The sequence below is a fragment of the Sporotomaculum syntrophicum genome, from assembly GCF_009932395.1.
Taxonomy (GTDB): Bacteria; Bacillota; Desulfotomaculia; order Desulfotomaculales; family Desulfallaceae; genus Sporotomaculum; species Sporotomaculum syntrophicum.
Genome location: NZ_LSRS01000008.1, coordinates 53,942 through 75,585, shown reverse-complemented (window position 1 = coordinate 75,585; position 21,644 = coordinate 53,942). Strand labels below are relative to the sequence as shown.

Below are 21,644 nucleotides of genomic sequence, written 5' to 3'. Positions count from 1 at the left end.
TCAGAGAAGCCATCCTTGAAAAACTCAGAAAAACTTTAAAAACATCTGGCCCTAAAACCATTGTGGGTAACCGGGGTTACCAAAGATATCTTAAGATAGATAAGGAAGCTGTCACGATAAATGAAGATGTCATTAAACAAGAAGCCATATATGATGGTAAATACCTGTTGCGCACCAATTGTGATCTACCACCTGCGGAAGTAGCCCTTGCTTATAAGGGGCTCTGGCAAGTGGAAAGAATCTTTCGGACGATGAAAAGCAGCCTGGATTTAAGGCCGATTTATCACTGGAAAGAAGAACGTGTACGCGGACATATTTTTATCTGCTTCTTAGCTTTTGTTTTACAGGTTATGCTGGCCAAACTACTTAAAGACAGCAAGCATAGATATAAAGATTTAATGCTTGACCTAAGGAAATTACATGCTGTTAAATTTACCATCGGTCAGGAAGAGTTTATTTTGCGCACAGAGTTAAAGGGCAATATCTTTGATATTTTTAAGGCTGTTGGTGCCAGACCGCCAAAAAGGATACTAGGATACAAATCTACCATATAAAGGAATATTGTAGTGGTACGTCTATTTGGTGTGCCCGGAAACCGTTGATATTACTGAATTCCTTTGGATAGTGCTGTCAAACTTGAGTCTTACCAGGCAAAGAAATACCGTTGAAAATAAACAATCTAAAATAAGCACTAGAGAAGCTCACGTTTTCTGGAGAATGTTAAGCGATACTTACACAGTTATTGACCAAATTAACAATGCTAAAAGCTTTGTCCATGATAAGGATTTTATATTATATTTACATAAACTGGTTGAAGATTATGAGAAGGAAGCTAGAGAAATTGAAGGTATTTTAAATAAGCTATCTATACTTGGTCCTACCCCCAACGTAAGAAGCCAAAATGTTGCAGGTAATTCAGAGATAAACAGAGACAAAGAAACGGCAAAACTTATTTTTACATTAATGAGATTGAAAATTAATCTGTTACTGCAAACCATTGCAGAACCGTATATAAATGACTCTCTCCGGTCTTTTATCATAGGACTTACAAAAGATTCCTTAAAGAGATATGACGCATTTATTAAATATTTGAAGGCTAAAAAATGGATAGAAACCCCACCTCAATACCCTTATACCCAAACATATGTTAAAGACAAAATTGGAGCTGCAGATATCTATCTTATTTGGGAACATTTAATGCAAAGATACAATAACATACGGCAGACACAGCTTTTATCCAGCTATACTGCAGATACTGAACTTAAATTGTTATTAGATACAGGCACAAATATATTAAAAAAAGAAGCAACCGATTTAGAGAATAAACTCCTTTATTACGGAGTTACATTGCCTGAACCATACACAAATATTGTCCCCACTCCCGAGACTACAGAATTAATGGAAGATAGGTATATTTTTAATACGATCTTAATGGGCATGTGGAATATAATAACTCTTCACGGAATGGCTATACAAGATGTTATTGTTAATGATTCCATTAGAAATTATTTTATCAATTTAACCTTGGACGAGATAGATCTGGTTGGTAAAATGTATAAATTCGGCAAACTAAGGGGTTGGGTTTTTGTTCCTCCCGTTTATATGTTTAGTAGCCAATAGTTACGCATTAATTTATACGTTACGTCAACCATAACATAAATCCCCATCCCGCTGACAACAATGAAACGTTTAAGGGAAAGGTTAAAGACACGTCGAGAGACCTCCGGGGAGGTCTCTCGACGTGAAAATAGTGTGTCCACCGCAGCAGCGGATAGTTTTATTCCTTTACCTTTAATAACCGCAAACTGTTTAAAGTGACTATTAACGAGGCCCCCATATCGGCAAAGATGGCGATCCACAGGGTTAACCAGCCGGGAACCACCAATAGCAGGGCCAGAGCTTTAATCATTAATGAGAAGGTAATGTTATGCTTAATGATGGTTAAAGCCTTCCGGCTTAATTTAATGGTATAGGGCAATTTGCTTAAGTCATCGGACATTAATACAATATCCGCCGTTTCCAGGGCGGTATCCGTGCCGGCGCCACCCATGGCCACACCCACGGTGGCAGCGGCCAGCGCCGGCGCATCGTTCACGCCGTCACCCACCATAGCTACGCTTTGCCCTTTGACGCGTAGCTGTTTAATGTAATTTAACTTATCCTCCGGCAGCAAATCCGCCTTAATAACTGATAATCCCAGCTGCTTCCCGATCACCTCGGCAGTGTGCCGGTTATCGCCGGTGAGCAGCACCGTTCTTTCGATGCCCAATTGATACAGTCTGCGGATCACTCTTCTGGAGGAAGCCCTTATTTCATCTGCCACAGCAATTACTAACAGGATTTCATGCTCCGTGCCCATTACCAAGACGGTTTTGCCTGCTGCCTGCATCCGGTAAATTTGCTCTTTGATGTTCCCGGCTAAAGCCGGCTGCAAATCCACCCAAAGCTTGGGGTTGCCGATATAGTACAGTTGATTATCAACTTTGCCCTTGACCCCTTTGCCCGTAATGGCTTGGAATTCCTCCACCGCCAGGTCATTAAATTTCAAGCCCAGCTCCTCTGCCTTTCTCAGCAGTGCCGAGGCCAGGGGGTGCTGGGACCCTTTTTCCAGGGCCGCAGCAATGGCGAGCAATTTATTTTTATTGCCGCCGTAAGCCACAACATCGGTTACCTCCGGCTCACCCTTGGTTAAGGTCCCGGTTTTATCGAAGGCGATCACCTTCAGGGCTCCGGCTGCTTCTAAATAGGCACCACCTTTGATTAACACCCCATGCCTGGCGGCATTGCCAACGGCAGTAACCAGGGCCACCGGCGTAGAAATTACCAGGGCACAGGGACAGCCGACCACTAAAACAGCCAGCCCCTGGTAAATCCAGGTGCCCCAATCCCCGCCCCAGATCAAGGGGGGCACGGTGGCAATTAACAACGCCAAGAGAATCACCGCCGGCGTATAGTATTGGGCAAATTTATCCACAAATACCTGGGCAGGCGCTCTTTCGGCCTGTGCTTCTTCAACTAAATGAATAATTTTCGCCAGAGTAGTATCTTCCACCCTTTTGGTTACTTCTACCTCCAGTAGACCCTCTTCATTTAACGTGCCGGCAAAAACCTCATCACCAATATTTTTGCTGACCGGTATGCTTTCTCCGGTAATGGCCGCCTGGTTTACCGTGGAGACGCCCCCGGTGACCCGGCCATCCATGGCTATTTTCTGCCCGGGCTTGACAATCATAATATCGCCCACCTGAATTTCCTTAACATCCACCATCATTTCTATCCTGCCCAGGCGGATCAGCGCTTCCCGGGGAGCAATATCCATTAAAGAGGAGATGGACTGCCGGGCTTTATCCATGGAATAACGCTCCAGGGCTTCACTGATGGCAAATAAAATGACCACCGTGGCGGCTTCGCCCCATTCACCTATGATGGCAGCGCCTATAATAGCCACAGTCATAAGTGTTCTCATATCAAAAGTCAGGCTGCTTAAATTCTTCAAACCCTGGATGAAAAGCGCATAGCCCCCCACCAGGATGGCAGCGGCATAGACAGCGGTGGGAATCATATGCCCGGCTCCGTAGTACAGCGTCAAAAGCCAGCCGACCACCAGTAAAACAGCCGCTAGATAAACTTTATAGTTCTCTCGCTGCTGCCAGAAAGGTTCCCGGGCGGCCGGGAGTTCATCCTCATCCCGCACCTTTAGATTTTCAAAAGCACCGGCTTTTTCGATGGCTTCAATGGTGGTATTGCCATAAACCGTCAGTTTGGCCGCGCCAAAGTTAACGATTGCATCGGAAACACCCTCCAGGTGTTTAACGTTCGTTTCGAACTTCTTGGCACAGCTCACTCAAGAGAAGCCCTCGACACGGTAGGTTTTTACAACCGGCTGCTCAGACATTGTCTTTCACCCCTTTCTTAAGGGAAATCATTTGCTTACCTTAACCTCTATTCAAACCTTCATTTGGCTGCTCATGCTCACCTTGATAATGCCGCAGGGCGGTTTCAATGATGCTTTGGACACAATCATCGCGTAAAGAATAAAAAACCATCTTGCCCTGTTTCCTGCTCTTGGCCAGGCCCATATTTTTGAGCAGCCGCAGGTGGTGCGAGGCAGTTGCCACAGTACCCTCAATAATCTGAGACACATCACACACGCACAACTCCTCCCGGGAAAGGGCATAGATGATCTTTAACCTGTTATCGTCACCCAGGGCTTTAAATATTTGCCCCAGTCCCTCGGTGGCCACCACTTCCTGCTTAATTCGGTTAACCTTTTCCTCATCAAAGCAAAATACTTCACAGGTAGCTTTTTTCGTATCTTCAGCCAGGTAGCTCATGCCATCCCCATCCTTATTAGTATATTTAAATAAATGTTTGAGTGTTAATAGACAACTAACCAATTGGACAAGCCTCTATATGAATAATAACATAATTATTGCAGCTGCGGATCATTTTATTTGAATTTGGCTACCTTAAAATACCATGGCGCTAAACGGGATGAGGTGTTTCAATCACGTGTTTCACTTGCAAAATTTAAAAATTGTGCATATGAAAATGGCTATGCTGATTACCTTCATGCCTGTGATAATATTGATCAACAAGATTTACCCTTTTTAGCAAATCAATTTCTTCCATTAATTTTCGGGTGGGCAAATCCGCTACGATTTGATGAGCCTCGTCAAACAAAATCGCCCTTTCAGATATTTCTTGCACCAGTTCCAGATTGTGGGTAGATGAAATCAATGTTTTGCCTGCCTTGTTTAAATTAATCAGCAGTTCAACAAGCCACCTTTGCGTTCTTGGGTCAAGTCCATTGGTTGGTTCATCCAACACTAAAACTTCCGGATTTAAAGCCAGCACGCAAGCAAGGGCAACTTTCTTTTTTTCGCCTCCACTTAAGTGATAGGGCTGCCGATCTTTTAACGCTTCTATATTTAAGATTTGCAAACAGTCCGCCACCCGTTGCTCTACTTCCGTTTCAGACAGACCCATCTGCCTTGGGCCAAAGGCAATTTCTTCATAAACATCGGCGCAAAAAAGCTGGGTATCTGGATTTTGAAAAACAAAGCCGATTCTCTGGTGAAATACTTTAGCAAATTTGGGGTTTTGCAGTTTCTTAGCGGTTATTTCTTCACCATCAAACCTGTAAACACCGCTAGCAGGTAAAATAATGCCGTTGATCAGTTTCAGCAAAGTTGTCTTACCACAACCATTAGCGCCCAAAAAAGCGACTGCATCTCCTCTGGCGATCTGCAAGTTAATTTTGCTCAGGGCTTGGACATTGTTATACGCGTAGGAGACATCCTTGAGATCAATCATCTCGTTAAGCCCTTCCCAAATATACAAAGATATAAACAAACCCCAAGGTAATCATGAGCAGCAAAACATCGGCAACTGTAAATTTAAATTTCCTATGCACCTTATATTCGCCGGTAAATCCCCGGCATTCCATAGCCGCATACATTTCCTCAGCCATTTCCTTGGATTTGATGAACATTGTTCCGGCAATTCCGGAAATTGAATGATATTTGTTTTTATTCAGACCAACGGACCGCAGTTTAAGAGCATATAACATATTCAGGGAGAATTCGCCCAGTAACACAATATATTTGATGGTGATATCCAGGACTAGAATAAAAATATCCGGCACACGAAATGTTTTCAAGGCACTTGTCAAGTCACTCCATTTGGTGGAGTGGGAAAGTATATTCACCGCCATTACCGTGGCCAGTACCTTTGAGGACAGCATGATACTGGTATAGTAATTACCCAGCAGCAGCGCCGGAATCAGGATAATAAATGTAAAAATTGACGCCGCCAAACTCAGCTTAAGAATTTTTATGATTACCTCTGCTTCCAGCAGACTCAGCACTGCCAGCAGGCAGACGTTGATAATGATCACAAACGCGAAGCTTTTGGACAAAGATAGCAAAGTAATCAATAACAAAGTAACCGCTATTTTCAGTGCTGGGTGACCATAAAATTGGCAGGGTTTATGGCCATCCTGCCGACGTATTTTAGCTAATATGTTCAGTAAAGAAAGGATACTTTTATTAATATAAGTATCTATATCCGATTGGGGCAGGTAATTTTCATCTTGCAACAGCCATGCAGGCATTATTTTCCTCTCAACGTTCATCCGGATATGCTCCAGTTTTGTTTTTGCTAAGGCCGAGAATTTTAAATATGATCAGCAATACGGCCACCCCGGCCACTGCCGACAAAATATAGGCGGCCACGTCAGGCAGGCCATGGAATGTATAGTCCGGCAGGACGGCTGCAAAACTAAAACCCTGCTCCATACCCGGTGGCACATAACCTAAAGCCTGGCCGCCGGAAACCACATCCTTTATTTCCTCTACGCTCCATTCACCCCAGGCTGTTCCGGAAGCCAGCAATCCCAGGGGACTCAAACAAATTAACGCTGCCAACAAACCGTAAACCGGCTTGATTTTGTGTTTCGGACCTGCATATATGGCTCCCGGGGAAGCCTTTTTAATAAAAACAACAATAGCCACGGTAAATACCACTTCGACGAAACCGGCGACCAAAATATGAGGGATAACCATACTCGGAATGGAGATGGCAAGCGGGTAAGGTGAGTATAGCGGCAATCCGGCGGCACTCTTAAAAAGTAATGGTTGCAGCCCAAATTCAATCGCTGCACATAACGCCGACACATTGATGCCCAGATAGGAACCTAAAGCCATCCCTATATATTCACCTCTTTCGGAGGTTACCCTTTCTTTGATGAACTGATAAATAAAATAGCCGGTAAAAGGCAAAACAAAGGCCAGGTTAAAACAGTTGGCCCCAAAAGCCAGGATCCCGCCATCCCCAAAAAGCAAGGCCTGAATCAGCAAAGCAACCGTAAGCGAAATACAAGCTGCCCAAGGTCCTAAAAGGATGGCCAGCAAAGTTCCTCCGACAGCGTGGCCGGTAGTACCTCCCGGCAGGGGCACATTAAACATCATAATCAGAAAGGTAAAAGCTGCCCCAATTCCCAATAAAGGCATTTTACTACTGGTAATTTCTTCTTTAACCTTTTTAATTGCAGTAGTCCATACTGGAATCATCGCCGTTGCCAGCACCGCACAAGTTGATGGACTTAAATAATTGTCTGGAATATGCATATAAAACCACCCCTTTAAAAACGTCTGCACTAGCCTCAATAATTTTATCACAGAATTCATGCCTTTTTCTTCCAACACTAAAGAAAAATAGCCGGCATGCACCAAGATGCCGGCATAAATTATAAATATTCCCTACATCTTACCTCTTTCCCTAGCAATGCGGGCCAATAGTTCTGTTTTATTTTCAGGCGGAACATAGATTTCCGGTCTGCGGGACATGGTTATTGCACCGCTGGGACAGGAAGCAGCACAAACACCACAGCCTAGGCATTTTTCCTTAATAAATTCAGGCACCTCAACACCGCTACCATCATCACACATAGTAATGATTTTAATCTGGCAACTATCGGCACAAGTACCGCACCCAACGCAACTATCCCGATCAAAAGATGGCATAAAATTACTGGGTTGAGCAGGCAGTTCTTCTTTTCCGATGGAAGAATGCAGAGCTACGCAGCAGCAGCCGCAGCAATGGCAGATAACAGTCGGCTGGGTAAGTATGTTATCAACAATATGAACTAGCCCCAGTTTGGTCGTTTGGTCCAAAACCCGCAGCAACTCGTCAACTGTGGCCGGCCTGGCCATACCCCGGCTCACCATCCATTTCGCAGAGTTGCCCAGGGTAGTGCACACATCCTCTATGGGACCGCCGGCTTCGCAGGACTTACCCAGGTGGCTGGCCCTGTGACGGCACGCGCACATGGACAGCGCGCCGCCACCCGAATTGCGGATGATCTGGGAGGCCCGCTCGTAGTCTAAAACCTCTGTGTCCACCATAGCCGGAATCACGCTTTCATATACCAGCGACCTTATTAATTTGGTATTGCCACCAAAGAACTCTTCATATACCCCGGGCGTTTCAATATATAAGGTAAATAGTTCGGCCAGTTCCTTCATGTCTATTTCTTCTCGCACCCGCATGAAGGTAAATTCAAAAAAGCCTATCATCATCGGGGCCAGCATATAATAAGTACCGTCCTGCAAAGGGAGCTCCAACACCAGCCCTTTGGGAGCCATATTTTCCAGTATGGGCAGCAATTCCTTTTCTTCCAGGCCAGTGATGCCGGCAATCTTGTCCAGCTTCATGGGCACCATCGGGAATTTACTACCTACCATAGCCTCGCTCTCAGTATATAGCCGGTGGAGTATTTTCATCAACACCTCGTTAACGGGTGCTCCCACCGGATTACTATTCAAACGCTCGGCCAATGCTCTGTAAACCACTTCTTTCTTGTCTACTCCTAAATGTCCCATGCATGTCCCCTCCTAAATAATTTGTCACAACATCATTCACCGTACCAGCACAATAAATCTTCCTCAGTGAGTTTGAACTTAAATAGTTAGTTATTTGTTATCATCATCTTCTTCCCCCAAATATATGTATATACATACATTCGATCAAAATTTTTTACCGGCATCATTTTCCCTTAAACAACTGTGATAAACTCTTCAGGTCTTCTAAGAGATTTTTTATCCTTTCTTCTCCCAGTTCACAGGCTAATCTTTCTTGTACCCCCTGCCACAGGGGCTGCGCTTTCTGCAAAACAGAGACCCCGCTATCAGTTATGCTTATTCTTTGCTGTCGCCGGTCTTCTCCTTCTTCTACAGTGACTAGCCCTTTTTTTTGCAAGACTGTGATATTCCGGCTCAAAGTAGAACGTTCCATACCCAGCGGTTGGGCTAGTTCACCAATTGCGGCACCATTATTGCCTACCACCGCCATCAGCAGGGAAAACTGGGTTCCTTTCAGGCCAAGTGGTTCAAACGCCTCGTCGTAGAGCCGCATTAAGAGACGGGATGCTTTGCGCAGGTTGAAACCCACACATGCCTGTCCAGTTCTCCTTGATAATTCTTTTAAGTCTTCTTGATCTAAATTGCTGAACCCCAAAGCAACGCCACCTCGTTATTAATGTCTTTAATATAAGTATATACACACATTGATATATGTCAAGAGTAGGCACTGCAAAGGGGTTCTTCCATTAAGTCCAATATAGTGTGTGAATTCGTTCCTCGGTCAATATGCAATCAAGCAGCGAGCGTAGCAGCTTCTGTGGCCAAAGCATCATAGTATGTTTGCATATCAAAATACTTGCGTCCGCTAGATCAACGTTCATCCTGTTCAATAAGCAGTGAGCCGATAAGCCTGATAAAAGATGCCTCATCTGGATAAATACGAATAACACGATCCTTGCGTCGAATCTCTTCGTTAAGTCGTTACAAGCCATTTGAAGATCTAAGCTTCTGCCGATATTTCTGGGGTTTCAAGCCACGCACCCGCGCGGGGTGCGACTCCTTGTTATTCTCCAGTATAACTTGGTCATATGGTTTCAAGCCACGCACCCGCGCGGGGTGCGACTGTCAAAGTGAAAAACCTTTGCTAGCAAGAATTCTAAAGCCTTGTTTCGCGAACCACCATTTAGAAATCATTCTTCACCTGGACACTACAACATTAAACAAAAAAATCCAGATATTTTAGACCATGCGAACCCCCTTGGAAAGCAATGTTAGCTATAGGTTCGCATCAACAATCAAAGGTAATTTCGGTGCCTTTGAGACACCGGAGGAAACAATCAAGGGGGGTGCTCAACGCCTTATGGCATCAGAGGTAATTTCGGTTGCGGTAGTCTCTTGGCCCTCGGCAAACTTGCCTTTGTGCTCAACGCCTTACGGCATCAGAGGTAATTTCGGTCAAGTGGCTTCTCCATGAATTGCCGCCTCATTTTGTCGTGCTCAACGCCTTACGGCATCAGAGGTAATTTCGGATATTCGCCCGCAAATCAAACCCTGCATCATCATGTGCTCAACGCCTTACGGCATCAGAGGTAATTTCGGTTTTCCTTTTCAGCCGTTTCATTAACCAGCCTTGTAATGTGCTCAACGCCTTACGGCATCAGAGGTAATTTCGGTTTAGAGCCTGGTAATCGGCGCACAGGGAGATATCCAGTGCTCAACGCCTTACGGCATCAGAGGTAATTTCGGTCACCGAATCCTCCGGCGCGTTTTTAACGAAATCAATAAGTGCTCAACGCCTTACGGCATCAGAGGTAATTTCGGCTGTATCGGCCTCGCAAATCATTACAAAGTAACGATGTGCTCAACGCCTTACGGCATCAGAGGTAATTTCGGAAACGTAAAAAATCCAACCTGCAACAGGATATTGCCGTGCTCAACGCCTTACGGCATCAGAGGTAATTTCGGTTAATAACGCCTTTATCATAACCCCTAGCACTTCGTGCTCAACGCCTTACGGCATCAGAGGTAATTTCGGACATCTTTTAAATATAAATATTTCTCAAACGTATCGTGCTCAACGCCTTACGGCATCAGAGGTAATTTCGGTTTAATTAAATTTATTTAAATTTCTGAACTAATAGCTTGTGCTCAACGCCTTACGGCATCAGAGGTAATTTCGGACCATTAATATGGTCTACTTCTTTATCTTCTGGACGTGCTCAACGCCTTACGGCATCAGAGGTAATTTCGGATTGAACCCAAAAGAGGTAAAAAAATTTTTATAGTGCTCAACGCCTTACGGCATCAGAGGTAATTTCGGTTTTATATTTAATTTCCTTGCATTATCTCTACATTGTGCTCAACGCCTTACGGCATCAGAGGTAATTTCGGTCTTGAAAGCATCTTGCAAACAGAATTTACCTCAGTAAGTGCTCAACGCCTTACGGCATCAGAGGTAATTTCGGCTGAAGAATTTGGTGCATATGCTATCAAATTACTTGAAAGTGCTCAACGCCTTACGGCATCAGAGGTAATTTCGGGTACCACCAGAACCACCAGTACCAGATTTAAAATGTGCTCAACGCCTTACGGCATCAGAGGTAATTTCGGATTCATAGACACAAAGAATTTTTCTGCTTGGTCTTGTGCTCAACGCCTTACGGCATCAGAGGTAATTTCGGTAAACAAGAAGCAAAGTATTTAAATAGGAAACTTAGTGCTCAACGCCTTACGGCATCAGAGGTAATTTCGGCCTGAGTATTAAGCAAGCCCTTACCTACCAGATTGTGCTCAACGCCTTACGGCATCAGAGGTAATTTCGGTTGGTAAATATATCTCTAAAGAAGAATTAAGAGAAGTGCTCAACGCCTTACGGCATCAGAGGTAATTTCGGTTGTATATTTTTGCTGCAGCCGTTCAACGACTTGCGGTGCTCAACGCCTTACGGCATCAGAGGTAATTTCGGGCATTTTAACGCAAGCACCTCTGCTTTATTCTGCCCTAAAGTGCTCAACGCCTTACGGCATCAGAGGTAATTTCGGTGTGTGCTGTCCCCTTGTTGTTAATATCATTATAGGTGCTCAACGCCTTACGGCATCAGAGGTAATTTCGGGGTTTTTAAGCTCCACCGGAATGATTCCGGCTTCCAGTGCTCAACGCCTTACGGCATCAGAGGTAATTTCGGTCGTGGTAAATAAGGGCTATTATCTGCTCCCTGCTGTGCTCAACGCCTTACGGCATCAGAGGTAATTTCGGTTCATAATAAGCGCTCTGACTGACGTGCAGCCTGTCGTGCTCAACGCCTTACGGCATCAGAGGTAATTTCGGTAAGTTTAACTGGCTATCTATCGTAAAATCCTCTTGTGCTCAACGCCTTACGGCATCAGAGGTAATTTCGGAAGCCTATCTAAACGGATAAATCCACCTTGTGATAGTGCTCAACGCCTTACGGCATCAGAGGTAATTTCGGTATTCTTCTTTTATACAAACTTCACGTACTCGTAGTAGTGCTCAACGCCTTACGGCATCAGAGGTAATTTCGGGTGAGTACGACGATATTTATTTTTTAGCTTTGCGGTGCTCAACGCCTTACGGCATCAGAGGTAATTTCGGCCAAAGGTGTGCAACTTGGGGCGCCTGCAGTCGAAGTGCTCAACGCCTTACGGCATCAGAGGTAATTTCGGTTCATGGTTGATTCCCTGGCCGCTTCATATTCTTGTGCTCAACGCCTTACGGCATCAGAGGTAATTTCGGTAGTCAACACCTAAATAATATCGGTCAAATGTTTGCGGGTGCTCAACGCCTTACGGCATCAGAGGTAATTTCGGGGGCGTTGGGGGTGTAGGATTTGACACAGGAATATGTGCTCAACGCCTTACGGCATCAGAGGTAATTTCGGAGCGTAACACTTAGTGCTTACTGCGTAAAGGCTTACCAAGTCACTTTTTCAAGGTATGATAATAGATATATTTATCAGCATACCGATAATCCATATTTGATAAATTCTAATTTGTAACTCTCCAAAATATTAAATAATCACTGAATAAATTAAACTAACCAGTTTTCAGGCATCTCACAATGCAATAAATGTTAATTTTATTAGACAGTTCAATAACTTCAGCATAATCCATTACGAAAATTCCAGAACAAGGTCAGATGCTTGAAAATCCATACAATTAAATAATTTCAAAGCTGGGAGGCTCATCCGGCCAGCCATCACCCGTACTTTTTCGAAGTCGACTGACACAGGAGGAACATAATCCAATAATAATAAGATCATCTTCAGAAGTCATATACTTTGATAATTCCCACCGTAAACGTTCTACTTCTCGATTGCTCAGACGACAACGGAAAACACTAAACTGTATTCTCTCACCATACCCTTTAAGATGCTTGGCAACACGCCTTAAACGATTAGGATCTCTAATATCATAAGCAACAAGATGCCATAATTTATTTTGTCCCATAATTACCTTAACCTCATTTTAGCAAACAATCCGGACTGCCCTGTCCATTCCTTTTCCAAAAGGCGAACTTCCAATTCAATAAGGCGTGCATAAGAGAGTGAATACCCCACAACAGGGTGTTTCCAGGTTTCCTCCAACCTCTTCTCGAACAATGTAATAGCCTTTTTGCGTCCAGTGGCGGATAACCAAACACGCCCCCCGGCAATATCAAAATCATCATCAGGATTCCACTGCATACGATTAACCGAACCTATTAATACCATATCCCAAAGAGGTACCCGAAATAGTTCCATCAAGTCCATTACCAGTGGATATGCTGACGAACGCGGCGTATGAAAAAAGCCAAGTGCAGGCTCCAGGCCAACCGCCAATACTGCCTGCATAACAGCTTGGTAAAGCAAGGCATAACCATAACTCAGCAAAGCGTTAAAACGGTCCCGGGGCGGACGACGGTTACGACCCAAAAACTTTAGTGTTTCCGGTAAATCCACTTTAAGTAATGATGGGATTACAGAAAAATAGGCTTGTCCTGCCATTCCCTCGTATCCTCTCAATGAATCTATTCCTTCTGCTCGCGATATTTGTTTTAAGGAAAAACGCATAATTTTAGCAACTTCATTTATGCCTGCAATATCACGATTTTTCCCCCTGGTGGCCCGCAGTAGATAGCGCAACTGGCTTTCTATTTTTGCCAAGGTCAATTTTCTTCCTAAACGCAAGCAAATTCCCGGGTTAGATAAAGCCTGATATTGCCTCAATCTTCTCTGTACAGGTCCAGTACCGGGTGATAAACCGGCTACATAATACTCACCCCAGGATATATAATGAACCGGAATTCCGTTTCGAGCACAAAGATGTAGAGCCTGAGTAGTAACCTGTGGATAACCGTGTAAAACTAGGGCACCAACCTCATGTATAGGAATAACTCGATGTATATCATCTCCAACTTTTATTTTTAAGGTATCCCCTGCTCTAGAAATACGGGCATTTTGTTCAACTACATGTATGGTCTTAGCTTCTCGGTTAGCGGGAAACAACCTGATTGGCTCCCATTCAGGGTTATTTGCTAAACGGTCTTCTTCCGGCAGGCACACCGGTGCCAGTGAACAGCGAATACACAGTCGATCATTTTCAGTTATAGGTGGCCTGGTGGTAGAATTGCGTAACTCTCGGGCCCGGGTAACCGCATTTATTACATTCTGTTTGGCTTTATCATCCAAAGGTGTACGAATTGTAATATTTTCAGCGTGGTAACGGATGCGTAATTCGCGTATTTGTTGGCCTGTTTCTTCCTCAATAAGCATCCCGTAGGCAGATACTTGTAAAATATCTGATGGCCAGGCTACTGCTTTTTTCCCTTCGCGTCGTGGTTTACCCTTTTTGTGTTCATAAGGTATTAAACTGCCGTCCCGCCTTCGCAAACTATCTACTTTTCCTATTAAACCCAAGGTTTCACTGCAAAGTTCAAAAGTTGTCCACTCGGCAAAATCTCCTTCCGCCTGCAGTAAATCCTGGTGCAGGCTCCGCCCGGCATAGACAGATGCATCAGCCAGGCGGATTTCTTCTACTTCCTCTAAATAGAAAAGCCGTTCGCAGTATTCCAAGGCATGGAGGGCCATTACTCTGATGGGTGATTCACCGATTGTATTGCTCATAGATCCTCCACAGGTGGAACAATGGTAATCCAGCAGGGATCATTCAATGATGGATTGTGCAACTGCAGATATTCTAACCTGAACTGCTCCCATTTTGTGCCTCTGGAACCCACATGGTCTACCCACACAGGCAAGGGGTAATGACCACGGGCATCCTTAATTAGCCAGGTACCCATTTCATTACCTGCCCAGGGCGGCATAAATTCCACTTCATCTACCAGATCATGACTTTCACCAAGGGATAGACCGCCAAAACGATGCATGAACGCAGGATTCTGATTTAATAACATTAATTGGTCCATTAATGCCCCGCGTGCTATCCATACAGCGATTTCCAAACCGGTGAGCAGCTCTTGATAATCCGGACGCCGGTTATTACCCAATCCCGGTGGGATATTTTTGTCTTTAACTCGCCATACTGTACGCAAAATTCTTGAAACATCCGGCTTTCTGGTTACAGCTATGGCCAACCGGGATCCAATATACCGGTTTCTATCTGTCTCACCAATTAATGATAGTATAAATCCATATATAGTAGCGGGGGGAGGAATACGCTCAGTTTCCAGGTATTCACGAGCATATGGCATGCGAAAACTGCATACCGGCACAGAAACCCGCATACTGATGGCATCCATTACTCTTTGCCCTCCCCGTCGAGTAGTTGGCTATTTATTATTTTTTTAAATTCCTCAACGGTTTTCTTTATACCGGTGGCCTTAAATGCATCTTTGAGACCTTTTATATCGTTATCTTCTGCAATTGGACCGCCGATATATAATTCTTTTGCATCAATATCCCCCGCATTAACCCTGCGCACTAGTTCGGGCACACTTATGGTTTCGTTTTCGTTTTCCTCGAAACAATATAACAATCGGGGTGCTGGATCACTTGTCAGGCGGAGAATAATGGATTCGGGAGAAAAGTCAAAGAGAAAACGGCTGTGATTGCCCGCAACCTCGCCCAGGTTGGCAATAGCGTCAATAACCTTTAGAGCACGCTCTTTTACCTGCAACCGTTCCGGAGTAAAAGCAAATCCGTATTGATAACGTGTAGCATGTACCTCTGTACCGTAAAGGCTAGTGCGATCTTTTGTGCCAGCTTTAGAATTAAAAGTAATATCCCCGGCAAAAGGTGTGGTGGAAATAGCGCGGGCAATTTCAAGCACTCCGCGGCGCTTATCACAGGTACCTTTGGACATGGCTTTTATATAATCATTTAATTCTTTTGATTTTTTCTTTAATTCTTTACCTTCCTCAGATTTTTGTTGTTCTTTGGAAAGCTCTTTGAATTTATCATCCAACTTTTTCTTTTCCTTTTTCTTATTTTCCAGGTCGTCATTACCCTCTGTGCCGGCGGCCTCAGCCAGCATAAAGCCTAACACATCATCATCAATATAGGTCGCTTCAGCATTAAGATTATCCGGGTTCCAAGCTAGCCATTTAGGATCACGCCAGGTATAGTCCTCTTTCAACTCATCCCATACCCGGTTAACCGGAGTGCCTTCCTTTTGCCAATTATAGCGGATAGCCCAACGAATGGCCTCTGCAGACACAGTGGTGTGAATCTGATTATGCCATAAAATCTTTTGTAATGTGGTAATATTACCCTCCGTTTCGCCGCGGTTGTTGGCAGCTATACCATGTGGGGTAAGCACTGCACCATAAACATATAAACCCATATTTTTTCTCTCCCTTTAATCTATATCGTTGGATTCGTTTTCTTCATCATCCGGCACAACAACTGGCATAGCGTCCACAGCACCACTACCGCTATATGATGCCAGCGCTAATAGTGCCAGGTCCCTAGCCCGCTGCCAATCCTTGCCGGTAAAAAGAGGTAGTAATTCACGCCAGTTTTCTTGCAACGGTAAATTAATTCCGCCCCTGGCAAAGATATCAGCCAGTTCAGCCCTTAATGACGCTGCATTTTTACTGCGCATCAGTCCGGTGCGCATACGCTCAAACTCCTTGTCAAAAGGAATCCTTTCCCCCGATCTGGTTCGAGCCGCTAGCGCACCGTATCTGTTTTTTATGGCAGTGTGTAAAGCCTCTATAAATTGTTTGTCTGTTTCAAAGGACCATATATTTTCATTAACCATTTGGTTAAGGCCTCCTTTCTCATATGAAACCAGCTCGGCTTGTTTTTTTGAATTCATTAGTTCCACAAAGCCACGGAACCAGTCCCTGCCTGAAGCAAGGTTCTCCGCAATTAGCCCCCTGGACAAGCTGGTCCCCACGTCATAGGTGTTCCCCTGTCTGTTTTCATCAGCAACCGGTACTTTTAAAAAAATCTTATTGGGTAAAATTTTATAGGCCAATTCAAATAAATCCAAACAGTTATCATCAATACCTTCCAGTTTTGCCACAAAGGAACGCGTTTTTTGCTGCTTGGCCCATGCTAAAGAACCCATTATTATGATTGTGCAGCCTGTAACGCCGAGAGTATCTAGTTTCTCTCCTGCTCTTAATGTTAAAAGGGCGGCCATTCCGGCATCAGCCAGGCCATCGGCATATAACTTATCTACCGGTGTATTGAGACATCTCCGATAACACTGAGCATATGAGGCCAGATTATCAATATGAGGTAGTATTATGGCTGCACTTCGACGCTTGTCGTATTTTCCATCACGGTTTTTATGTGACAAACGATAATAAAGAGATGCTGTCGGTGCATAGATGAGAGATAAAAAACGCCCTGGGGGTTCCTCCAACTCTGAAGCAGATATTTTTTCATGCCGTTTAATAGCGCCCGGGTATAGCCAACCCTTAATATTTATTCTTTCTTTAAGCCGGCGCTGTTTATCTGTAATATCTTTCGCAGCATCGATATGGGCATAATTTACTCCAAATGGTTTATAGTTTACGATTACGGATTTATCATTGAAATTAATGTTAATAATCCTATTTGAACCTTTAGGGATCTTATTTTGTTTGGGATGCTGCAGATAAGTCATCAGTAATACATCATTAAGGAAAACCTTTTCCAAATCGCCGATAAGCATTCCCCTATGAGCAGCAAAATCAATTAATCCCTGGCTGTCACTGCTAAATGATACCTTAAACAGGCTATCAAAAAATTTTTCATCATCGCCCTGCCAATAAAGGGTAACCTGCTCATTATTTAATTCCCAACCGGCATTGATAATATTTATTTTATGCTCATCAAAATATTTTAACGTCATATACAGGCCGGCAAGGCCCACCCGGTGTAGATGGCTCATACCGGGGTCAAAAAGCTTAATAGTTAACTTCTTTTCCATATTGCCCCCCTAAAAGGATCATACTCCATCATTCCGCCGGGAACCACCGGGTAACGCCCCTCACGCCGCCATTTTTGCCATTGATCAGTTGGTGGAAACGGCATGGGAATGACATTTTCACTAGGTAATCCTTCATCAATGTCTTCCTCGCGAATTACCTCAATGGTGTAGCCAGCCTCCTCGATGGCTCTTCGATCTTTCAGACTATACCATAAGCCATCCAGCCAGGCACACTGTTCAGCCGGCCTAACAAAATTTTGGCCGCAAGCAGTAATTTCAATAAATGCTCTGCTTAAATCTCGCTGTGATCTCGGTTTCCCATCGCATAGTTGTTTTAGCCAGGCACGTATTCCTTGCCAAAGAGTTTCTTCCTCCTTCTTATCATTGCAAGCATAGGGTATATGGCTCTCAGGTTCAATAAAGATAGCTTTACTCAATTGCTCAGGGATTTCATCAAACCTGTTCAGTCTCCCCAGACGCTGAATCATAGCTGGTATCGGAGCCCAATCACTGATCAGTAAGTTGGCAGACAAATCCAAGGACATTTCAGCCACCTGGGTAGTTATGGCCAGCATTGGAGGTTTAATCGGGTTAAAACCATCAATCAGTTCTCGCTGCCTCTTCAACCTATCTTTATAGCGGTATCTACTGTGGTAAAGCTTTATCGGAAGTGCCAGCCTGCTCGCTTCATCATATACATTCATGGCGCGGGATACAGTATTGCAAACCCAGAGAACTTTTTCACCACGGTTCAGTGCTTCGGTTACCTGTGTAAGGGCGCAGTCATAGTTGCCTGTAAACATCCGGTAACGCAGCGCATCTTCCCGTTCCGCCGGGCCGTTTATGATTTCCAGGCCACCCCGAACTTTGCAAATCTCCGAAATAGCCTCTTTTCTGGCTGGGGGAAGTGTGGCGGTCATTAATAATATCGGTACCCCAGTAAATGACCGCAGAAAACGCAATAGATAGGAAAACAACCTGTCACTGAAGGCGTGTACTTCATCAAAAATGAACACTGAACGGGCCACCGATGGCCAGGCGTGTAATCCCCGCCTTACATTTTCCAACAAGCCCAGCACTGTATGGGCTGTACAAACTACTGCCGGGATTGGCCAAGTTTCTAAAGCCTCAAGGCGAGCCAGGCGCAGCTCAATTTCTTCTTTGTTTGGTTTGGGCATGTTATCCAGTAACCTGTAGTCCACATGGGAGCGGCTGTGCACCAAAATGGCATCAAAGTCAGGTTCATATAAATACCCGGCAAAACCTTCAGAGGCAGTAGCCGTAGTTGGATAGCAGTAGAAAAGTCGCTTGCTGTCTGCTTGATTTGCCGCCCACATATAAGCTGCCACTGTTTTGCCACTGCCACATCCCGCTTCCACCAGGACTGTATTGGTTGATGCCTGAGCCACCTGCTCCTGAAAGTGTCTTGGTTGGTCTCCTTTTAACTTGACCTGTACAACCTTTTGCAACTGGTCGGTTGAAAGAAGTTGGCCCAGTCGCTTTTTTAGCCATTCATAAGGGTTGTCCACCTTTTCCGGCAATGCGGAGCCAGCTAAATCAGCCGCCATTAAAGTTGCCTTAACGGATGCAATTAATGTTTTTTCTTCATCGCTGAAATCTTCTATTAACAACTCCCGCTGATAGCTACTAAGTATTTTTTTCAGATTACCGCGACTGAGCAAGCTGTACTCCAGATTTTTTAATACGGGTAATTTGGGTAGTTGGTATTTTTCATGGCCTAGTTGCAATAGCTTGCCAAAATCCTTGTGAGCTGTGTAAACAGTAACACTTGTACCCTGACGTCTTTCTTCCATGGGATCAGGGAATTTTAAATGATGACCGCTGACGGCTAAAAATGCAGCAACTTCAGCCCACTTAGGCAACTTTTTTAAGACAGGTGCCAGCCAGTGGCGGAATTCCAGTGCCAGAACCAGACTAAGTGTTTCATGACGTACACCTTGTTTAAACGATGGTTCACTGAATATTCTCTGAAAATGGTTATTGGCTTTGCCCCAGTCGTGCAGCCAAGCGCCAAGCCAAATGCTTTGACACCAACTATCAGCATCAAAAGAATCAGTTTTAATTATGTCATTCATAAACGGGAGTAGTTCCAAAGACAATAACTCAGCCATCAGACAAACCTGCGCCGTATGACCGCTCAGTGTTTCTTCTATTGCCGGCTTACCCTGTTCCCGTGTACTTTTAGCCAGTAAAATATTAGGTTCTCCCATTTATATTCCTAACCGGTACAAAAATACCACATCCAAACTTACGCCGTCCACCTATACCATGTTCCTGCAATCTCAGTGAGTCTTCGTCCGTTAAATTCCCTACCCTCAGGGCAAAGCCCACAATCTCTTTGCCGTGAATATTAATTGTACGCCGCAGATAAGGTGAATGTGTTCCACTGAATCTACCGTTATTTATAGCGGCAATATGATGTTGCTCTACAAGGGATGCGTCACCCTGTATATTTAAGTCAGATAATTGGCGGCAAGTCGCTGCTAGAAAAGTTTCCGGTTCCATAAATCCTTTAATTACCACAAGGCGGCTATACACCTGGGATGATGGAGTAATCGCATTAGTATTTGGAATTCCCAGATAAATCAGATGGTTGCCAACATTTAACGTTTTTCCGGCCAGTGGTAGAATCCGCCTTATGTGTTCTACTGGTGTCCTAATGACCAATCGACTGAATTCCGTCAGATTTAAAATACGGTTTCCCACGATCTGACCATTAACCGGGTGAATACCAAACGTGGTATCATTGTGCAAATCCGGTAACACACTAGAAATTGCAGAAAATAAATAATAGCCATGGTCCACAGGCAGCTGTTTTCCCATTAGAGGAAAAATTACATCAATCATTGTTAACGAAAGAATACTACACCCCTCCTTTTGGCCTCTTATACTTAAGAGTATAAATCACAGCTTTGACTGCTTCTTGTCAAGCCAAGAATTTTTTTGAATATTTTATTTCTTATTTATTAAGCTAATTCTACAAAATAAAAGGTTTACCTTTTGATTTTGGCTTAATTGGTTTAATTTGTATCTTTTTAGACAATATATGTAATAATACATTAATTGCTGAAGCCGGTTTGGTCATTAGTCCTCCGGTTGTGGTAATACCAAAAAACCACCAGGCAGCGATGCAACATAAGTACTCTGCCTGGTGGTTTTATTAATGTCTCGAAGCTTGTCCGGTGATACTGCCCGGCCTGTCTTGCCTGTCTTGGCACAAGATTCATCGCTCCTGCTCCTGCTCTTTATTGCCGACCGCAATTTTGGAGGCGATATACTCCTGCACCTCGTCTCTGGGCATATCCAAAGCGACGGCAATTTCGCCGAAAAGCAATTCCTTCGCTTGCTTCATGAATTTTTGGTCGATCTGTCCCAATTTGCGCTTTTGCTGCTTGAAGACCTGCTCTTTTGCATAAATTGACATAGTAAGCTCGATCAGATCCTCGCAATTATAAGCTTCGATAATGTCTGCATAGTGCTGCGATAACGCTTGAATACGATCGTTATAATACGCCTCGGCTTGCATGGTGGGAATCATCTCAATCAGATGCTCAGCTTCCTCCGCGGAAATGATGGGGCGCATGAACATCTTGGTATTAACCGGTATATAAATTAGATAGTCCTGATACAGCGGTTGCAGGACGTAATAAAGCTGGTCCCGGTCAAGGCTGATATTTTCCGGGACCGTGATATCCATGATTTTACAAACGCCCGTTTTTCCATATACAATCAAATCGTTTATCTTGTACATAGGGGTTTCCTCCGTGGTTTGGCTGCGGATTACGCCCAAGGGCGTGCACCCTGGTAATATTTTGGGAAGATCCTGTTATCTTCAGCCAGCGCTCGCAAGCGTGCGAATTCTTTTTACAGGCTGTCTGTT

General features: G+C 44.2%; 18 protein-coding genes, 1 pseudogene and 1 CRISPR repeat array. Of the genes and pseudogenes, 2 read left to right on the top strand and 17 right to left on the bottom strand.

Annotated features, from left to right (window positions below; genetic code table 11):
• Both SPSYN_RS14040 and SPSYN_RS14035 read left to right on the top strand, forming a co-directional pair.
• Positions 1–554, top strand: a 554-nt coding sequence (locus tag SPSYN_RS14040) for an IS1634 family transposase (RefSeq protein ID WP_161823122.1), incomplete at its 5' end; no start/stop codon positions are given.
• A gap of 28 nt (positions 555–582) precedes the next feature.
• Positions 583–1,620 carry a DUF3231 family protein gene (locus SPSYN_RS14035; RefSeq protein ID WP_243153073.1) on the top strand — a complete coding sequence of 346 codons (1,038 nt, stop codon included), beginning with the start codon at positions 583–585 and terminating at the stop codon, positions 1,618–1,620.
• Between the two features lie 157 nt (positions 1,621–1,777).
• On the opposite strand, the gene SPSYN_RS14030 is transcribed toward SPSYN_RS14035, so the two are convergent.
• From SPSYN_RS14030 to SPSYN_RS13950, 17 genes and pseudogenes are all read right to left on the bottom strand, one after another.
• Entirely contained in the window at positions 1,778–3,844 is a 2,067-nt protein-coding gene (locus SPSYN_RS14030) for a heavy metal translocating P-type ATPase (protein WP_480936005.1), read from the bottom strand.
• Positions 3,845–3,935: 91 nt separating this feature from the next.
• Positions 3,936–4,334: an ArsR/SmtB family transcription factor gene (locus SPSYN_RS14025; protein WP_161823119.1), complete on the bottom strand. Its 399-nt coding sequence runs from the start codon at positions 4,332–4,334 to the stop codon at positions 3,936–3,938.
• Between the two features lie 196 nt (positions 4,335–4,530).
• Positions 4,531–5,316 carry an energy-coupling factor ABC transporter ATP-binding protein gene (locus SPSYN_RS14020; protein WP_161823118.1) on the bottom strand — a complete coding sequence of 262 codons (786 nt, stop codon included), beginning with the start codon at positions 5,314–5,316 and terminating at the stop codon, positions 4,531–4,533.
• 4 nt (positions 5,317–5,320) lie between these two features.
• Entirely contained in the window at positions 5,321–6,136 is an 816-nt protein-coding gene (locus SPSYN_RS14015; protein ID WP_243153065.1) for an energy-coupling factor transporter transmembrane component T, read from the bottom strand.
• Positions 6,126–7,130 (bottom strand): cobalt transporter CbiM, encoded by a 1,005-nt coding sequence (cbiM, locus tag SPSYN_RS14010; protein ID WP_161823117.1) that lies wholly within the window; start codon positions 7,128–7,130, stop codon positions 6,126–6,128. Before cbiM ends, SPSYN_RS14015 begins: the two co-directional genes overlap by 11 nt.
• Before the next feature lie 132 nt (positions 7,131–7,262).
• Positions 7,263–8,384 (bottom strand): 4Fe-4S binding protein, encoded by a 1,122-nt coding sequence (locus tag SPSYN_RS14005; RefSeq protein ID WP_161823116.1) that lies wholly within the window; start codon positions 8,382–8,384, stop codon positions 7,263–7,265.
• Between the two features lie 163 nt (positions 8,385–8,547).
• On the bottom strand, positions 8,548–9,018 hold the full coding sequence (locus tag SPSYN_RS14000; protein WP_202623845.1) for a MarR family winged helix-turn-helix transcriptional regulator: 471 nt from the start codon (positions 9,016–9,018) through the stop codon (positions 8,548–8,550).
• A 137-nt stretch (positions 9,019–9,155) separates the two neighbouring features.
• Positions 9,156–9,389, bottom strand: a pseudogene (locus tag SPSYN_RS16505) (transposase); the annotation flags it as partial.
• A gap of 320 nt (positions 9,390–9,709) precedes the next feature.
• Positions 9,710–12,261: direct repeats of the CRISPR family, unit length 36 nt; unit sequence GTGCTCAACGCCTTACGGCATCAGAGGTAATTTCGG.
• Positions 12,262–12,538: 277 nt separating this feature from the next.
• Entirely contained in the window at positions 12,539–12,829 is a 291-nt protein-coding gene (cas2, locus tag SPSYN_RS13990) for a CRISPR-associated endonuclease Cas2 (RefSeq protein ID WP_161823115.1), read from the bottom strand.
• A gap of 2 nt (positions 12,830–12,831) precedes the next feature.
• Entirely contained in the window at positions 12,832–14,484 is a 1,653-nt protein-coding gene (locus SPSYN_RS13985; RefSeq protein ID WP_161823114.1) for a type I-MYXAN CRISPR-associated endonuclease Cas4/Cas1, read from the bottom strand.
• Entirely contained in the window at positions 14,481–15,119 is a 639-nt protein-coding gene (cas5, locus tag SPSYN_RS13980) for a type I-MYXAN CRISPR-associated protein Cas5/Cmx5/DevS (RefSeq protein ID WP_161823113.1), read from the bottom strand. The genes SPSYN_RS13985 and cas5 overlap by 4 nt, the downstream gene beginning before the upstream one ends.
• Positions 15,119–16,162, bottom strand: a complete 1,044-nt coding sequence (locus tag SPSYN_RS13975; protein WP_161823112.1) for a DevR family CRISPR-associated autoregulator — start codon at positions 16,160–16,162, stop codon at positions 15,119–15,121. The genes cas5 and SPSYN_RS13975 overlap by 1 nt, the downstream gene beginning before the upstream one ends.
• A gap of 15 nt (positions 16,163–16,177) precedes the next feature.
• A complete protein-coding gene (cas8a1, locus tag SPSYN_RS13970) occupies positions 16,178–17,743 on the bottom strand; it encodes a type I-MYXAN CRISPR-associated Cas8a1/Cmx1 (protein ID WP_161823111.1) in 1,566 nt (521 codons plus the stop codon).
• On the bottom strand, positions 17,728–19,974 hold the full coding sequence (cas3, locus tag SPSYN_RS13965; RefSeq protein WP_161823110.1) for a CRISPR-associated helicase Cas3': 2,247 nt from the start codon (positions 19,972–19,974) through the stop codon (positions 17,728–17,730). The genes cas8a1 and cas3 overlap by 16 nt, the downstream gene beginning before the upstream one ends.
• The gene (gene cas6 / locus SPSYN_RS13960) at positions 19,961–20,611 is read right to left on the bottom strand and encodes a type I-MYXAN CRISPR-associated protein Cas6/Cmx6 (RefSeq protein WP_279279306.1); all 651 of its coding nucleotides are present in this window, start codon (positions 20,609–20,611) and stop codon (positions 19,961–19,963) included. Before cas6 ends, cas3 begins: the two co-directional genes overlap by 14 nt.
• 212 nt (positions 20,612–20,823) lie before the next feature.
• A complete protein-coding gene (locus SPSYN_RS13955; RefSeq protein ID WP_161823108.1) occupies positions 20,824–20,991 on the bottom strand; it encodes a hypothetical protein in 168 nt (55 codons plus the stop codon).
• The gene (locus SPSYN_RS13950; protein WP_161823107.1) at positions 20,988–21,515 is read right to left on the bottom strand and encodes a CarD family transcriptional regulator; all 528 of its coding nucleotides are present in this window, start codon (positions 21,513–21,515) and stop codon (positions 20,988–20,990) included. Before SPSYN_RS13950 ends, SPSYN_RS13955 begins: the two co-directional genes overlap by 4 nt.
• Positions 21,516–21,644 lie beyond the last annotated feature (129 nt).

Coding starts and splice junctions, on each gene's coding strand:
- SPSYN_RS13950 (WP_161823107.1), bottom strand. CDS start 21,515: ATGTACAAGATAAACGATTTGATTGTATATGGAAAAACGGGCGTTTGT.
- SPSYN_RS13985 (WP_161823114.1), bottom strand. CDS start 14,484: ATGAGCAATACAATCGGTGAATCACCCATCAGAGTAATGGCCCTCCAT.
- SPSYN_RS14025 (WP_161823119.1), bottom strand. CDS start 4,334: ATGAGCTACCTGGCTGAAGATACGAAAAAAGCTACCTGTGAAGTATTT.
- SPSYN_RS13975 (WP_161823112.1), bottom strand. CDS start 16,162: ATGGGTTTATATGTTTATGGTGCAGTGCTTACCCCACATGGTATAGCT.
- cas8a1 (WP_161823111.1), bottom strand. CDS start 17,743: ATGGAAAAGAAGTTAACTATTAAGCTTTTTGACCCCGGTATGAGCCAT.
- cas2 (WP_161823115.1), bottom strand. CDS start 12,829: ATGGGACAAAATAAATTATGGCATCTTGTTGCTTATGATATTAGAGAT.
- cas6 (WP_279279306.1), bottom strand. CDS start 20,611: ATGATTGATGTAATTTTTCCTCTAATGGGAAAACAGCTGCCTGTGGAC.
- cas3 (WP_161823110.1), bottom strand. CDS start 19,974: ATGGGAGAACCTAATATTTTACTGGCTAAAAGTACACGGGAACAGGGT.
- SPSYN_RS13955 (WP_161823108.1), bottom strand. CDS start 20,991: ATGAATCTTGTGCCAAGACAGGCAAGACAGGCCGGGCAGTATCACCGG.
- cbiM (WP_161823117.1), bottom strand. CDS start 7,130: ATGCATATTCCAGACAATTATTTAAGTCCATCAACTTGTGCGGTGCTG.
- SPSYN_RS14005 (WP_161823116.1), bottom strand. CDS start 8,384: ATGGGACATTTAGGAGTAGACAAGAAAGAAGTGGTTTACAGAGCATTG.
- cas5 (WP_161823113.1), bottom strand. CDS start 15,119: ATGGATGCCATCAGTATGCGGGTTTCTGTGCCGGTATGCAGTTTTCGC.
- SPSYN_RS14020 (WP_161823118.1), bottom strand. CDS start 5,316: ATGATTGATCTCAAGGATGTCTCCTACGCGTATAACAATGTCCAAGCC.
- SPSYN_RS14015 (WP_243153065.1), bottom strand. CDS start 6,136: ATGAACGTTGAGAGGAAAATAATGCCTGCATGGCTGTTGCAAGATGAA.